Origin of the sequence: Pseudomonas syringae, from assembly GCF_021606685.1 — a bacterium.
Lineage (GTDB): Bacteria > Pseudomonadota > Gammaproteobacteria > Pseudomonadales > Pseudomonadaceae > Aquipseudomonas > Aquipseudomonas syringae_R.
On sequence record NZ_WKCB01000036.1, the window covers coordinates 38,089 to 53,916 of the forward strand.

Sequence of the window (15,828 nt, forward strand, 5' to 3'; positions counted from 1 at the left end):
GGTTTTGCATTGATCAGACTGCTGAGTGCACCCCTCAAAATCGGCTCGGTGGTGACACGATCACGATCCTCCATAAACAGCCGTTGATCTCATACAGACCAGCCAACCCTATCGCGTATTTCGACTTGGGATCAGTGCTGCAATCGAAACTTGGTTTTCTATCTCCTGCCATTAGATGACGCGGTATCCCGAATAGCGTCGTTCCTTGGACGTTAATGAAGAAGGGGTCGTACTCGTGCCCACGGCTATGCTGCGATGGTCCGCATCGATTCCATCGGACTCGCTACCAACCCAACCACGTGCAGCTCAAGGACATCGAGTGCGACAGGTCGAAATCACGCAAGTCACCGCGCTTCCCCAGCAGATTCTGGCGCTGGAAGACGAGGCAATCGCTCAGGGATTTAATTTTCTCACGCGTCTGATCACCGAATGGAATACAGGGGCGAATCGCTTCGATGCGCCGGGCGAATGCCTCATGGCCGCCTTTTTGGACGGTTCTTTGGTGGGCGTTGGGGGCCTTTCAATTGACCCCTATGGTCAGGCAGGCGTCGGCAGGTTACGCAGGGTGTATGTCTCAGGAGCATTCAGGGGGCAGAACCTAGGAAGATCCCTGGTAAACCAGCTTTTGGACTACGCCGCCGGGCACTTTCGTGTTGTGCGTCTTGCCACTGATACCGCAAGCGGCGCCGCATTTTATATCAGTTGCGGCTTCCAGCTATCAGATGAGGAGCATGCCACGCATATGAAAATCCTTAGGCCTGACAGGTGAGCCAACAGAAAATCGGTAAAGGCTGGAACAAAGGACATGGGATCTCCGTATCAAGTCCGAACGCGGATGCAAGGCTGAAGCCGCCCGACATCATAAAACGGGGCGCCGGAGAAGTCCGTCGTCCCGAGCATTTTATGAGGGTGCACCCCACACCTTCTGCTCAGTTCAATCGCCAAGTGGCTTGATTGTTTTTCAGGCCCTGCCAATCTGGCAGGCCCCAACCTGTATTGGAGTGACTGATGACGACTGTCTTGCCTGCCGTATTGGCAGACCTGGCGCCCGACGGCGTACTGCGCGCGGCGATCAACTTGGGTAACCCGGTACTCGCCCAGCTGGCGCCGGATGGGAGCCCGCAAGGGGTGTCCGTGGCGCTGGCCAAGGCACTTGCCGAGGAATTGGGCGTGCCGTTGCAGATGCGTACCTATGATGCGGCGGGCAAGGTCTTCGCTGCGTTGGAGGAGGGCGTGTGGAGTGTCGCGTTCCTAGCGATCGAGCCGGTGCGTGAAGCCCAGCTCGCTTTCAGCGAACCTTACGTGATCATCGAAGGCACTTACCTGGTCGAACAGGATTCGCCTTACCAAACGGTTGCCGATCTCGATCAAGCAGGCGTGAAACTGGCCGTAGGCAAGGGCGCGGCATACGACCTGTTCCTCACGCGAACCTTGCGCAACGCGCAGTTGGAGCGCGCCGACACATCGGCAGGCGCGGTGGACCTGTTTATCGAGCACAGCCTTGATGCAGCGGCAGGTGTACGCCAGCCATTGCAGAAGGTCGCCGATGCAGGCTCGCGTTATCGGGTATTGCCCGATGCCTTCACCGCGATTCGCCAGGCGATGGCCGTTGCGCGTGGCCATGATGCCGGGGCGGCGTATGTGCGTGGGTTTGTCCAACGCAAAAAAGCCCAAGGCTTTATTCATCGTGCATTGGCGCAGAGCGGCCAAGCGGATGTCACCGTCGCGCCGTAACGATCTGAGCCACACAGGCGTTGCCATGACACCTTCGTGCTGATGTGCGATAGGCTGTACCTCGATCACTTTATGAATGAGGCTCATCAATGGCGCGCGAAGGTTACGGCGACCTGTTGGCATTTGTGGCGGTCGCGCGGGAACGCAGCTTTACTCGCGCCGCTGCCCAACTGGGTGTTTCGCAGTCGGCGCTGAGCCACACCATCCGGGCGCTGGAGACGCGACTCGGGGTGCGCTTGTTGACGCGCACCACCCGCAGCGTCGCGCCTACCGACGCCGGCGAGCAGTTGTTCAACAAGTTGGCGCCACGCTTTGAAGAGATCGAGGCCGACCTTGCCCAAGTGGTCGAACTGCGCGATTCGCCGCGCGGCACCCTGCGCATCTCGGCAACCGACTATGCCGCGAACGCACTGTTGTGGCCGCGCCTGGCGGACTTCATGCCGCGGTACCCGGACATCAACATCGAGATCACCACCGACTACGGCCTGACCGATATCGTCGCCGAGCGTTATGACATCGGCGTGCGCCTGGGCAACCAGGTTGCCCAGGACATGATCGCCGTGCGGGTCGGCCCCGACCTGCGCATGGCCATGGTCGCGTCGCCGGCGTACCTGCAAACGCACCCCGCGCCGCAGGTGCCGGATGACCTGGCGGCGCATAACTGCATCAACCTGAGGCTGCCCACCCATGGCGGTTGCTACCCGTGGGAACTGGCCAACGGTGATCACGCGCTGCAGGTTCGGGTGCAGGGCCAACTGACGTTCAATGGCACTTACCCGATGCTCGCCGCTGCGCTGGATGGCTGCGGCGTGGCCTACCTGCCCGAAGACCTGGTGACCGCGCACGTCGCCGCTGGCCGCCTGTGCTGGGTGCTGGAGGCGTGGTTCCCGACCTTCCCGGGTATGCACATCTACTACCCGAGCCGCCGCCAATCGTCACGCGCGCTGGCACTGGTGGTGGACGCACTGCGCTACAAGGGCTGAGCCATTCATGAGTTGAGTTCATGGCCGTATCCCTTTTTCGCGGCTTAATCACTCATTCGAAGGCGGCTAGGATCAACTGATCTTTTCAACGCATTCGAGGGTGACTGATGAATTATCGTTATCTGGGCCGCAGCGCCCTCAAGGTATCGCCGTTGTGTCTGGGCGCCATGATGTTCGGCGGCGAGACGGACGAAGCAACGGCCAAGCGCATCATCGACAAGGCGGGTGCCGCGGGCATCAACTTCATCGACACCGCCGATGCGTATCACGGCGGTCGTTCCGAAGCCGTGGTCGGCCGCGCCATTGCGGCTCAACGTGACAACTGGGTGGTGGCGACCAAATTCGGCTACCCGACGGCAGCCGACGCCGGCCCGAATCAACAGGGCCAGTCGCGCAAATGGATCATGCAGACTGTCGACGCCAGCTTGAAACGCCTGGGCAGTGACTACCTCGACATCCTGTATTTCCACCGCACCTTGAGTGATGCGCCGATGGAAGAGGGCTTGCGCGCCATCGACGACTTGATCCGCCAAGGCAAGATCCGTTATTACGGCGTTTCGAATTTCCACGGTTGGAAAATCGCCGAGATGGTGCGCATCGCCGACGCGCTGGGGATCCAGCGGCCGACCGTCAGCCAGCCGTTGTACAACATCGTCAATCGCATCGCCGAGGTCGAGCAACTGCCTGTCGCAGGCCACTACGGCATTGGCGTGGTGCCCTACAGCCCGCTGGCCCGGGGTGTACTCAGCGGCAAATACCCGGTGGACGCACCGCCGCCGGCTGACACCCGCGCAGGGCGCGGTGACGCGCGCATCCAGCAGACGGAATGGCGTCCCGAGTCGCTCAAGATCGCGTAGACCATCGCCCAGCATGCGGCCGAGCGCGGTACCACCTCCGTGGCCTTTGCCATCGCCTGGGTGTTGAAAAACCAGCGGGTCAGCGCGGCCATCGCCGGGCCGCGCACCGAGGCGCATTGGGACAGCTACCTGCACGCGTTGGGCCTGGAGTTGGGGCCGGAGGACGAACAACTGGTCGACAGCCTGGTGGTGCCGGGCCACGCGTCGACCCACGGTTTCACCGACCCGGGCTACCCGGTTGAAGGGCGCAACGTGAGCTGAGCCGGGTGAGGGGCAGGGAAGGCAATGTCGGGGTTGGAAAGGTACACTTGAGATTCATGTGCTTGATTCAATAATCGATCGCCCTACTCATGGGCAGCTCAAGGTAACTCACCAATGATCCGTGCCGGCCTTCCCGAGTTGACCGCTTTTGTCGCCATCGCCGAACAGCGCAGCTTCAGTGGCGCCGCCAGGGTGCTCGGGGTTTCGGCCTCGGCCCTGAGCCACTCGATGCGCGGGCTTGAGTCGCGGCTGGAGCTGCGTTTGTTCAATCGCACCACACGCTCGGTCGCCCTGACCGAAGCGGGTGAGCAGTTGTTTTTGCGCGTGCAGCCGCTGTTGGGTGAGCTGGAGTGCGCGGTCAACGATGTCACGTCGGAGCGCAACACACCGTCGGGGCTGATCCGCCTCAGCGCCTCGGAGTCTTCCTTCACGCTGTTGATCCGCCATGTCATGCCGCAGTTTTTGCAGGACAACCCGCAAATCCACATCGAGTGCGTGGCCGATAGCCGGCTGGTCGATATCGTCGCTGACGGCTTCGATGCAGGCATCCGCCTGTTTGACGATGTGCCGCGCGACATGATCGCCGTGCGTTTCGGCCCCGATGTGCGCTTTGCGGCCGTCGCGTCGCCCGCGTACCTGCGCCGGCACCCGGCGCCGGTGGTGCCGCATGACCTCAAGGCGCATCGATGCATCCGGTTTCGCTTTGCCAGCGGCACCTTGTTCCGCTGGGACCTGGAGCATGAGGGGCGCTCCGCCAGTATCGACGTCGACGGGCCCCTGACCATGGACAACATCAACCTGATGACAGAGGCCGCGTTGGCCGGCGTGGGCATCGCCTGGGTGCCTGAGCATCAGGTGCAAGAGCATCTGCGCGATGGGCGCCTGGTGCACCTGTTGCCGGAATGGGGCCCGACCTATGCCGGCGCGTGTCTGTACTACCCGGCCAACCGGCACCCGCCGATGGCCTTGCGCATGTTTGCCCAGGCGTTGCGCGACTGGGTGCACGACGCCTGAGGCGCGCCTTACTGGTCGTCGCCGTACCAGTACTGAGCGGTGACGCCGCCGTCCATGAGGAAATCGCTACCCGTGATGAAACCGCCTTCGGGCCCCATCAGCAGGGCTGCGACGGCGCCCACTTCATCGGGCGTACCGCCGCGCTTGGCGGCGCAGGATTCGATCATGCGGCGGTAGCCATCGCCACGCGGGCCGTTGAGTTCGTCCCGGGCCAGGGGCGTGAAGATAATCCCGGGGCTGATCGTGTTGACGCGCGCACCGCGCTTGCCCCAGCGCACCGCCTGCGCCGCCACGCGCAGCGAGTTGCCGCGTTTGGACAGCTGGTAGGCGTTCAGCGGATCAGTCACGCGGTCCGGCTGCAGCATCGGCAACGCCAGCAGGTCCTCGGTGGGGGTCAACGCCAAGGCTGTGTTTTGTTCGGCCGTCAGCGCCGGCAAGCGGTGGCCAGACTGCGAAGCGATGACGATTGCCGAGCCACCTGCGGCGATGACCTCGCCAAACAGCTCGAGCACCAGGGCAGTCCCGTACAGGTCGACCCGCAGAATCGTGGCGGGAGGTGCCTGGGAGGGCGAAACCCCGGCGGCGTGGATCACACCGGTAATCGCGCCGATGCTCGCAGCCTGTGTGACGAGTGCCTGTACCGACGCGCGCGACGACACATCCACGGTTGCCGTGGTGACCTCAAACCCTGCATCCCTCAATACTTGTGCGGCGGCGTGTGCGGTTTCTTGGCGCAGGTCCGCGAGCAGCACGTGTTTGCCCGCGCTGACGCGTCGAGCGATGGCCTGGCCGATCGAGCCGGCGCCGATGACTACGGTGACATCTGTCATTGGGAGTTCTCCTGGAAGGGCAATCCGTCACTTTAGGCCAGGAGACCTCCAAGGATTAGCCGGTCGAGACCCCATGATCTTGTGAGTTGAATTCAGCAATGCTCAGGATTGCCGCGCGCAATATGACGCGCTGCTTCATCGGCTCATCTGTATTCAATCGGATACATCAATGCGTTTTGTCTCCAATGACATCCGTTATCAATTGCATTCACTTCTTGTTACCTATCGCTTAGACTCCGCCACGCCGGCGTTTGGCTGCTTTGAGCCTGCCGCAAAAACAATAATGATCGGGACAGGGGCACGGGGCGTGAATTTCAAAAAGAATACAATTGCACTGGCGGTAGGCTCGGTGGTGTGTGTGGCGGGCGGTGCCTGGGCGGCCGAAGCGGACACCCTGGAAATCGCTCCGATCACAGTCAGCGGGGAAAAAATCAACCGCAGCCTGGAGCAGACCCAGTCCAGTGTGGTGGTGGTGACCGAGCAGCAGCTGCGCGACAAGGCCGACCACAGCCTGGTGGATGTTTTCGCCCGCACGCCCGGTGTGTACAGCCAGGCCGGTAACGAAAACTGGGGCATTCGCGGCGTGCCGGTTTCCGGTTTCGACGACCAGGGCCCGGCCACCCTCAATGGCGCCGTGTCGGTGTATGTGGATGGCGCTGTGCAGCCCAACCGCAGCCTTACCCTGAGCCCGACCACCCTGTGGGATGTGGAGCAGGCCGAAGTCTTCCTCGGCCCACAATCCACCACCCAGGGGCGCAATTCCCTGGCCGGCGCGGTGGTGATCCAGACCCGCAACCCGACGTTCACACCGAGTTTTTCGGCGCAAACCAATGTGGGCAACTACGGTGAAAAAGGCGCGGCGGTGGCCGGTGGTGGCTCCATCGTCGACGACAAGATAGCCGGGCGCATCGCCCTGGATTATCAGGATGGCGACGGCTACATCGACAACATCGCGCTCGACAAAGACGCCAACCCCCATCGCACCAGCAACGCGCGCGGCAAGTTGCTGATCCTGCCCAACGACGATCTTGATGTGCTGCTGACCTACGCCCACAACGAACACCGCCAGGGCGACAACTCGGTGATCCGCACCCCCGACAAAGTGCGTTACTACAAGGTGTCCTCCAACACCCAGGCGTTCGACAACCTCAGCCAGGACACCGTGAGCGCCAAGGTCGACTACCGCCTTGATGACCAATGGTCGATCACCAGCCTGACCGCCAACACGCGCTCGGACTACACCAACCGCCTCGACTTCGACCAGAACGCTGTCGACAATGAAGTGATCCGGCGCAAACAGGATGGCAACTTGTTCAGCCAGGAGCTGCGTCTCAATTACACCTCGGACACCGTGAAGAGCTTCGCGGGCGTCTACTACGGCCACAACACCAACAATTTCCACGACCGCTTGTTGTTCGACGACGTACTGGCGGCGACGGTCAAAGGCGACACGACCATTGAAAACAAGGCGCTGTTCGGTGAGGTCGACTGGACCTTTGCCCCGCGCTGGACCCTGATCACCGGCCTGCGCTACGACCATGAGAGCAACGACACCGACATCAAACAGGACGATATCTCCGAGCCGGCAAAGGTCAAAAAGTCGTTTGCAGCCTTGTTGCCCAAGCTGGGTCTCAACTACGAACTCGCCACCGGCCAGTACCTGGGCTTCATGGTGCAAAAAGGTTATCGCGGCGGCGGCGTCAACGTACGCTCCGGCAGTGGCCACGAGGCGTATGACCCGGAATACACCACCACCTATGAGCTGTCGTACCGTGGCTCATTCTTCGACGACACCCTGCGTGCACGCGCCAACCTGTATTACACCGACTGGAAAGACCAGCAGGTCAGCGTGCGGCAAGCCAACAGCAATGTCATCAACGTGTACAACGCCGGGCGCAGCGACATCAAGGGCCTGGAAGTCTTCCTCGAGAAAGACCTCAGCGAGCAACTGACGCTGACCCTTGGGGGCGCCGTTACCGATGGCAAGTACAAGGATTTTGTCGCAGGCAATGGCGAGGACCGCAGTGGCCAGGCGTTCTACTACGCGCCCAAGTACAAGGCATCGGTTGGCGGCCTTTATCGCTTCAATGATCGCCTGACCTTCAACACCGACGTCACGTACCAAAGCGCGGCACCGTCGGCCTACGAGTTCAATGGCGCCGGCAAGGTTACCGGCGAGCGCCGCAGTGACAACTACGTGCTGGCCAACTTCAGCAGCGAATACAAAGTGACCCAGAATGTCGCGGTGTCGGGCTTCGTGAAAAATGCCTTCAACAAGCACTACGTCACCAACAACCGCGATGACGAAATCATCGACGCCGGTGCGCCACGCACCTTGGGTATGGCGGTGCGCTACGACCTGTAAACGCTCTGCGCCTCGGCACAACAGGGGAGGGCTGGGTCAGCCATGCCCTCACGTTAGGGGTGCCAGGTGCGAACGTACTGAGCAATTACGGCTGACGGGCACTGAACCACGCAGGATGCAGCCGTGGGAAATGCGCCTTCAGCCACTCCACAAATGCCCCGACCTGCGGCGCAAGGTGGGTTCGGCTGGGGTACAGCACCGACACCAGGCGCGGGCGCGGTCGAAAGTCGCCTAACACCTCCACCAAATCGCCGTTGGCCAGCAAGGTCTCAACGGTGATGCCGGGGGCCTGAATAATGCCGAAGCCGGCAACCCCACACTGCACGTAGGCGTTGGATTCGTTCACGCTGATGCCAACGCTGGGCACGTAAGGTTGGTCTTCACCGTCAACCAAAAAATGCCAGGGCAAAGGCCGCTTGTTGTGCCCCGAGAGGAAATTGACCCCGCGATGCCTGGCCAGGCTTTCCACGGTGTCCGGTACTCCCCACGCGGCCAGGTAGTCGGCGGCGGCGCAGGTGACCATCGTGGCGCTGCCTATTTCACGCGCAACCATGCTTGAATCCGGCAGCTCGCCGATGCGCAACGCGCAATCAATGCCCTCGGCGACCAGGTCGACCGTGCGATCCGTCACGCCCAGGACCAGCTCGATATCGGGATACGCAACGGTAAAGGTGCGCAGGCTTTCCATGAAGCTGCGCTGCGCAAATGCCGTGGGGATATCCACGCGCAGCCTGCCGCGCAGCGTCGCGCCGCTGCGCTCGAACATCGTCGTGGCGTCGGCGATGGTTGCCAGAATGGCCTTCACGCGCTCGTAAAAACGTTCACCCTCCGCCGTCAGCTGCACCTTGCGGGTGGTGCGCTGGAACAGGCGCACGCCCAATGACGCCTCCAGCTCCTGGATGGTGCGCGTGACGTGCGGTCGCCCGGTCTGCAGGGCATCGGCGACCTTGGTAAAACTGCCCAGCTCGGCGAGTTTGGCGAACACCTGCATCGACTGTAAAAGCTCCATCCGCTGCTCCATAAAGGTGATTATTGCCTGTCAGGGTAACAATCTTGACCGATTGTGCGCATTTATCCCACCCGGCGATCCCACGACACTGGGTTCTTCGCCGGTGGTACTGATGCTGCCGGCCGCCCTGGAGACAGACAATGAAAGCATGGCTTTTACAGGATTTCGGCTTGGACAACCTGGTGCAGGCCGAGGTGGCAACCCCCGTACCCCAGGCGGGTGAGCTGCTGGTCAAGGTGGGCGCGGTGTCGCTCAACTATCGCGACAAGGCGATTGTGGACGGGATCTACGAACCACACCGCGTGCCCAAGCCGCTGATCCCGGTGAGCGATATGGCAGGCACGGTGGTGGCCGTCGGTGCTGGCGTCACGCGCTTTGCGATCGGCGAACGGGTCAACTCCCATCTGTATTCGCGTTGGCTGGACGGCATGCCCGGCCCCGATGAGCCCGACTATTGCTTTGGTTCGCCACTGCCAGGCGGCCTCGCCGAGTACATGATCATCCACCAGGACAGCGCCGTGCGCGCGCCCGACACGCTGTCGGACGAAGAGGCATCGACGCTGCCGATTGCCGCACTGACGGCCTGGTATGCCTTGGTGGATTACGGCCAGGTCCAGGCCGGCCAGACCGTGCTGGTGCAAGGGTCAGGCGGCGTGTCGGTGTTTGCTGCGCAGATCGCCACGGCGCTGGGTGCCCGGGTCATCGTCACGTCCAGCCGTGATGCCAACCTGCAAGCCTTGATGCAACTGGGAGCCGTCGCCGGCGTCAATTACCGCACCCACCCCGAATGGGCCGAGCAGGTGCTCAAGCTCACCGATGGCCAAGGCGTGGATGTCTTGCTCGACGTGGCCGGTGGTGACGGGATCAACCAGTCCATCGCAGCCACCAAGGTGGGCGGGCGGATCGCCCAGATCGGCTTCCTGACCGGCCAGACCTCGGCCCTGAACCTGATGCCGATGATCTTCCGCCAAACCACGATCCGCGGCATCGCCGTAGCCCCGCGCACCGCCTTCGACCGCATGAACGCGTTTCTCGATGAACACCGGATTCGACCGGTGATTGATCACGTGTATACGTTCGATCAGGCCGTCCAAGCCTATGAGCACCTGGCCCGAGGCGCGTTTGGCAAGGTGGTGATCAAGGTCGGGTAGGCTCGCCGGAGCGCCTATTCGTTCGGTGGGCGTTGAAAGAGGGGCCGACAGCGGAGTCGGCCTATTACGTAGCCTTGGTTCTGGGTTTGGTCGGTTTGGACGTGCCCAGCACTCGATTCAATTCGCCAGCGACAGCGATAAGTTGCTGCTCCAGTGCTTCAACCTCAGAGTGGCTGATGCCAGCGTTAATGACGTGCAAGGTTTTAGCCTGCTTCTTTGGCGCTGGCGCTAGAGCGTGTGCCTCTGGCGAAATCAATGCCTGACGCAACAGGTTATTGATCACAGTTTGGTAGCCCGTGCCGGCGCTTTGCGCACGTTCGCGGGCGGCGTCGATCACCGCATCGTCAAGCATGATAGTGATGCGGGTCTTGCCGTTTTTGTTAGCAATTGCCCCGCGCTTACCGTGGGTGAAATCGAATTCTTCTTTCATGGTTCAAGCCTCCAGATACTGGCGCCGTTCATTTTTGGATGCGAGTCTGGCACTGATAATGCGCACGAAATTCGGGTCACGGTAGGTATACGCGACTACCAGGACTCGCCCCTTGGCGTCCGTGCCCATCGTCACCCAGCGTTCTTCATCGTGATCGTGGTCCCGTATCGTCAGCGCAGCTTCGTCGTAGAACACCGGTTCCGCGTCGGCCAGGCTTACGCCTCTGTGCTTGTGCTGATTAGCGATGTTTTTTGCCTCGTGATACTGAATCCTGAACGTTTTCGTTATGCATATTTTATATGTATAAAAAAGCGCTTAAAGGAACCGTCATTCAGCCAGGACGCCAGCCATGTATAGAGGTTGTGTGGATGTGCCATATTCCGCTCCGTCAGTTGGGTCTCTATCTTGCCGAGGCTGCCAACGTGTTTCCGTGCGTAATGGCTAATCCATTGTGTAGTGGGATTCCGTTTTGATTGTCAGACGAAGTCGGCTGGCTGGAACAAACCCGCCGTTGTGGCGAGCGGGCTTGTGTGGCGAGCGGGCTTGCCCGCGTTGGACTGCGTAGCAGTCCCATTCTTTAAACAAAAAATGGGGCCGTTTCGCGACCCAACGCGGGCAAGCCCGCTCGTCACTATCAGCCTGCTGGCCGGTCAGCGCATGTGCAGGATGATCGGGCTGCTGCTGGCCGGGTCGGTATGCTCGCGCAGCTTGGCCACCGCCTTGGCGTCCACGGCGCCGCCCTGGTTGCCCCAGGTGCTGCGCATGTAGGTCAGGACCTCGGCGATCTGGGCGTCGGACAGTTGCTCGCGAAACGCCGGCATGCGGTAGGCATCCGGTACGCCGGCAGCGACGATGCGTTGTGAGCCGTTGAGGGTGATGTTGATCGCCGAGGCGCTTTCCTTGGCCAGGGCCGAGGTCGCGCCGGCCAGCGGTGGCATCCATTCGGGCTGGCCTTTGCCGTCGGCGCCGTGGCAGGACGCACAGCGCGTCGCGTAGGTGTGGGCGCCGGGGATATCCTGACGCGTATCTGCCGTGACGTACTGCCACGGCGTACCGTCGCGTTGCGGGTCGCCGGGCAGTGACTTGAGGTAGCGGGCGATGGCGGCCAGGTCGTCGTCGGCCATGAACTGGGTGGAGTTGTTGAACGCTTCGGTCATCGAACCGTAGACCACCGCATGTTTGTTACGCCCGGTCTTGAGGAACTGCACGATCTCTGGCTCGCTCCAGCGGCCCAGCCCGGTGTTGGGGTCCTGGCGCAGGCTCGGTGCGTACCAGCCGTCGAGCAACGCGCCAGCAAGGAACGGCGCGCCGGACTCGTCCAGGGCTTTCTCGTTGAAGGCCAGGCCGCGCGGCGTGTGGCAGCTGCCGCAGTGACCCGGGCCCTGAACGATGTAAGCGCCGCGATTCCACAGCGCGTCCTGGGCGGGTTTGGCGGCGTAGGGGGTGGTGGGCGCGAACACGCCATTCCACAGGGCGATGGGCCAGCGCATATTGAGCGGCCAGGGAATATCGCTGGGGATATTCGCCTGGTTGGAAGGTTGCACGCCCTTCATGAAAAACGCGTACATCGCCCGGATGTCGTCGTCGCTCAGCTTGACGTAGGACGGGTAGGGCATGGCCGGGTACAGTCGGCGGCCGCCGGGTGCCACGCCATGGCGCACCGCGCGGTCGAAGTCGGCCAGGCTGTAGGCGCCTATACCGGTCAACGGGTCGGGGGTGATGTTGGTGGCGTGGATCGCCCCCAGCGGCGTGGCCATTTCCAGGCCGCCGGCGAAGGGTGCCTTGCCCGGCAGGCTGTGGCAGGCCACGCAGTCACTGAGGCGCGCGACGTACTCACCACGGCTGATCAGCGCCGCGTCGGCGCTGGCGGTTTGCGCTTGTTCAAAAGGGGACGCGGGCTGGCGCGTGACATACCAGGCCAGCACACCGGCTGCGACCAGGCAGGGCAGCACCAGCCAGCCTGCGGTTCTTGCGAATCGACGGTTGTTCATGGGCAGTCTCGCTCGGTTAGCTGAAGGTGTGTCGGCTTAATGGCAGGCTGCGAATCCGCTGGCCGGTCAACTGCGCCACCGCATTGGCCACCGCTGGCGCCACTGCCGGGAGCGGAGGCTCACCGATACCGCCCATTTTTTCGCCACTCTCGACAATCTTTACGTGCACCTTGGCCATCCGCGAGGGCGGCAGGATCGGGTAAAGGTCGTAGTTGCGCGCCCGTGGCTTGCCGTCCACGTACACCGCTTCTTCCAGCAACGTCTGCGATAACCCGAGCGCGACGGCGCCATTGACCTGCGCCTCGACAATCGCCGGGTTGACGATGCTGCCGGGGTCGATGGCCTCCCAGATTTCATGCACCTTGACCTGGCCCTGTTCAATCGACACTTCGGCGATCACCGCCGCGTGGGAGCCGAACGGCGAGGCCATGGCCACGCCGCGCGCGCGGCGGCTGCCGTCTTCGGCGGTGTAGGGGCCACGCTTCCAGCCACCGGACAACTCGCCGACCGCCTTGAGCAAGGTGGTCAGGCGCGGGTTGTCGCGCAGCAGGTGCAAACGCAGCTCATACGGATCGCGGCCGCCTTTGTCCGCCAGCTCATCGAGGAACGCTTCGTAGAAAAAATCGTTCAGCGAATTGCCCACCGAGCGCCAGTAGCCGAGCATCGCCGGGCCTTTGACGTAGATCTGCGCGATACGTTTGTTAGGGATCGCGTAGCTTTTGCCTGAAAGCCCTTCGAGGGCCGTGGGGTCGAGTTTCTCGCCCTGTTTGCCCGCAATCGCTTCGGTAGGGCCTTCGGTGGCGCTCACCGCTTCGATCGCCACCGGCAGGCCGTCGGCGTCGAGGGCGGCGCGGAACTTGACCACTGCCACCGGGCGCAACACATCTCGCAGGAATTCTTCTTCACGGCTCCAGATCAGCTTGACCGGACGGCCCACCGCCTTGGCCAATGCGATGGCTTGCGGGTAGGGGCTGGCCGAGTCGTAGAGAAAATGCCGGCCGAAAAAGCCGCCCAGCAACGGTGAGTGCAGGGTGATTTGTTCCAGCGCCAGGCCGGTGCGCTTGGCGATGTCGGCGCGGAACATGTCGGGCGCCTGGTTGGGCAGCCAGATGTCCAGCGAGCCGTCCGGGTTGAAGCGCGCCAAGGCCGACGGCGGCTCCAACTGCGCATGGTTGACGTACTGGTTGTGGTAGGTGGCTTCGACCGTGGTCTTGGCGTTTTTCAGCGCGGCGGCCACATCGCCCTCGTTTTCGTCGTCACGCGCCGGGCCTTGCTGGGCCGCGAGGAAGTCACGGTACTTGTCGCTGGAGAAGTCTGCGGGCATCGCACGCACTTTGGAATCGGCGGTCGGTTCCTGCCAGTCGACCTGGATGGCCTCTACCGCACGCTTGGCATGCCACCAGCGTTCGGCCACCACGGCCACTGCGCCGGGCAGCACATGCACCGAGTGCACGCCCTTCATGGCCTCCACTTGCGGCTGGTTGCGCAGGCTGCCCACGGTCAGGCCCAGGCGCGGCGCGTGCTGCACGGCGGCGTGGAGCATGTCGTCGACTTTCAGGTCAATGCTGTATAGCGCCTTGCCGGTGGATTTGTCGTAGGCGTCCACGCGTTTTACCGGCTTGCCGATCCAGCGGAACTGGCTGGGATCACGCAGGGTAATGGTGGCAGGGTCGGGCACCGGCATATCGAGGGCGCGGCCGGCCAACTCACCGTAGCCCAGGGAGCGGCCGGACGCGGCGTGCACCACGCGACCAGGTTGGGTGGTCAGCTCACTCAGAGGCGCACCGAGCTGTTCGGCACCGGCCTGCAGCAACATGGCGCGGGCCAGGGCGCCGAGGCGGCGCATGGTTGGGTAGCTCATGCGCACCGACATGCTGCCGCCGGTAATGCGCATGCCGTTTTCCATCACCACGTAAGCGTCGCCAGGCGGTGCGGCTTCGACCATGAAGGTGGCCGGGTCGGCATCCAGCTCTTCGCCGACTATCTGCGCCATGGCAGTGTGGGTGCCTTGGCCGCCTTCCATAAAGGGGCTGAGCAAGCGGATTGTGCCGTCCGGGCGGATCTCCAGGAATGCCGGCACCTGGGTGCCGCGTTCAGCGGCGGTGCCGGCAGCCGCCTGCACCCTGGCCGCACCCAGCGGCAGGCCAAAACCGATAACCAGCGCGCCCACGGCGGTACTGGCCAGGAAGCGTCGGCGCGACAGGTTGACCGGGTCGCCCAAGACTACGCCGGGGATTTCGACAGGCGTATTCATCAGGCGGTCTCCTTCCCGGCGGCCAGGTCATGCATGGCGGCATGGATGGCGTTATAGGTGCCGCAGCGGCACAGGTTGACCATCGCCGCGTCGATCTGTGCATTTGTGGGCGCGGGGGTGTGCTTGAGCAGCGCGGTGGCCGCCATCACCTGCCCGGACTGGCAATAACCGCACTGCGCTACCTGGTGCTCGACCCAGGCGCTGACCACGCGTTTGCCCACCTCATCGGCCTCAATGGCCTCGATGGTGGTGATCTCACGCCCGACCACGCCGGCCACTGGCGTCACGCACGAACGCACCACATTGCCATCCACCAGCACCGAACAGGCGCCGCACTGGGCCAGGCCGCAACCGTACTTGGTGCCGGTCAGGCCCAGGTCATCGCGAATCACCCACAATAATGGCGTGTCCGCGTCGGCATCGACCTGATAGGCCTTTTGGTTAATACGTAATTCCATGGCGGGGCTCACCTGCTGATCGACGGTAGGTGCGGCCTTTTTAATTAGGAGGTTGCGATGGCCGCTTATTGTCGAACTCTAGACCAACGCGCAAGGCCTATCTATCAGAAAAAGTCTCCACTCTTGAAAGTTCGCAGGATCAGGCAAGTATTCAAGAGGATTGCATCAAACCAGGCCGGGCAAAAACCGGAGAGGGGGCAAGTCCCTTCCCAGCTTTTTGACCGCGTTGGCTCAGGCAGGGGCTTTTGCGGGTTGCAGGCAGTCGATGGCGTGATTGCGGGGTGGATCGGGAATGACTAGCCATCTGGTACATCTGGTATGGCTGGTAGCCGTGGCAAATGGGCTGTCGTGGAAAATGGGCTGTCGTGGAAAATGGGCTGTTGTGGCGAGGCGGCCGGGCTGCCGTCGGGGGCGCGGGCACCCCCACCCTCCCCTTGGGGGGGTGTTTTATTGGGGTTTTCCTGCTTTTTTGGCGGGCCGTCGCCCTCCCC

The 15,828-nt window shown here is 62.5% G+C and carries 13 protein-coding genes and 1 pseudogene; 7 read left to right on the top strand and 7 right to left on the bottom strand.

All coding sequences use genetic code 11. From position 1 onward, the window contains the following. Positions 1-319 precede the first annotated feature (319 nt). From GIW02_RS15325 to GIW02_RS15345, 5 genes and pseudogenes are all read left to right on the top strand, one after another. The gene (locus tag GIW02_RS15325) at positions 320-769 is read left to right on the top strand and encodes a GNAT family N-acetyltransferase (RefSeq protein ID WP_236414609.1); all 450 of its coding nucleotides are present in this window, start codon (positions 320-322) and stop codon (positions 767-769) included. Positions 770-1,008: 239 nt separating this feature from the next. Beyond that, positions 1,009-1,734: a transporter substrate-binding domain-containing protein gene (locus GIW02_RS15330; protein ID WP_236414611.1), complete on the top strand. Its 726-nt coding sequence runs from the start codon at positions 1,009-1,011 to the stop codon at positions 1,732-1,734. Positions 1,735-1,823: 89 nt separating this feature from the next. Next, positions 1,824-2,717 (top strand): LysR family transcriptional regulator, encoded by an 894-nt coding sequence (locus tag GIW02_RS15335; protein ID WP_236414613.1) that lies wholly within the window; start codon positions 1,824-1,826, stop codon positions 2,715-2,717. A 107-nt stretch (positions 2,718-2,824) separates the two neighbouring features. Further along, positions 2,825-3,835: pseudogene (locus GIW02_RS15340) on the top strand (aldo/keto reductase). Positions 3,836-3,949: 114 nt separating this feature from the next. After that, on the top strand, positions 3,950-4,849 hold the full coding sequence (locus GIW02_RS15345) for a LysR family transcriptional regulator (protein WP_236414615.1): 900 nt from the start codon (positions 3,950-3,952) through the stop codon (positions 4,847-4,849). Between the two features lie 8 nt (positions 4,850-4,857). Here the strand turns inward: GIW02_RS15345 and GIW02_RS15350 are convergent, their stop codons facing one another. Further along, a complete protein-coding gene (locus GIW02_RS15350; RefSeq protein WP_236414617.1) occupies positions 4,858-5,679 on the bottom strand; it encodes an SDR family oxidoreductase in 822 nt (273 codons plus the stop codon). Positions 5,680-5,986: 307 nt separating this feature from the next. Here GIW02_RS15350 and GIW02_RS15355 point away from each other — a divergent pair, with 307 nt between their 5' ends. Beyond that, positions 5,987-8,044 carry a TonB-dependent receptor gene (locus GIW02_RS15355; RefSeq protein ID WP_236414619.1) on the top strand — a complete coding sequence of 686 codons (2,058 nt, stop codon included), beginning with the start codon at positions 5,987-5,989 and terminating at the stop codon, positions 8,042-8,044. A gap of 85 nt (positions 8,045-8,129) precedes the next feature. On the opposite strand, the gene GIW02_RS15360 is transcribed toward GIW02_RS15355, so the two are convergent. Continuing rightward, positions 8,130-9,035, bottom strand: a complete 906-nt coding sequence (locus tag GIW02_RS15360; RefSeq protein WP_236414626.1) for a LysR family transcriptional regulator — start codon at positions 9,033-9,035, stop codon at positions 8,130-8,132. Between the two features lie 158 nt (positions 9,036-9,193). Between GIW02_RS15360 and GIW02_RS15365 the strand changes: the two genes are divergently transcribed. Then, positions 9,194-10,204, top strand: coding sequence for a zinc-dependent alcohol dehydrogenase family protein (locus tag GIW02_RS15365; RefSeq protein WP_236421924.1), 1,011 nt, complete (start codon positions 9,194-9,196; stop codon positions 10,202-10,204). A 64-nt stretch (positions 10,205-10,268) separates the two neighbouring features. Here the strand turns inward: GIW02_RS15365 and GIW02_RS15370 are convergent, their stop codons facing one another. The 5 genes from GIW02_RS15370 to GIW02_RS15390 form a co-directional block, all read right to left on the bottom strand. Continuing rightward, the gene (locus tag GIW02_RS15370) at positions 10,269-10,634 is read right to left on the bottom strand and encodes a BrnA antitoxin family protein (protein WP_236420058.1); all 366 of its coding nucleotides are present in this window, start codon (positions 10,632-10,634) and stop codon (positions 10,269-10,271) included. A gap of 3 nt (positions 10,635-10,637) precedes the next feature. Continuing rightward, on the bottom strand, positions 10,638-10,922 hold the full coding sequence (locus tag GIW02_RS15375; protein ID WP_236420060.1) for a BrnT family toxin: 285 nt from the start codon (positions 10,920-10,922) through the stop codon (positions 10,638-10,640). Positions 10,923-11,284: 362 nt separating this feature from the next. Further along, entirely contained in the window at positions 11,285-12,625 is a 1,341-nt protein-coding gene (locus tag GIW02_RS15380; protein ID WP_236421925.1) for a cytochrome c, read from the bottom strand. Between the two features lie 16 nt (positions 12,626-12,641). Continuing rightward, positions 12,642-14,879, bottom strand: a complete 2,238-nt coding sequence (locus GIW02_RS15385) for a molybdopterin cofactor-binding domain-containing protein (protein WP_236414417.1) — start codon at positions 14,877-14,879, stop codon at positions 12,642-12,644. Further along, positions 14,879-15,337 (bottom strand): (2Fe-2S)-binding protein, encoded by a 459-nt coding sequence (locus GIW02_RS15390; protein ID WP_236414404.1) that lies wholly within the window; start codon positions 15,335-15,337, stop codon positions 14,879-14,881. Before GIW02_RS15390 ends, GIW02_RS15385 begins: the two co-directional genes overlap by 1 nt. Positions 15,338-15,828: the final 491 nt, after the last annotated feature.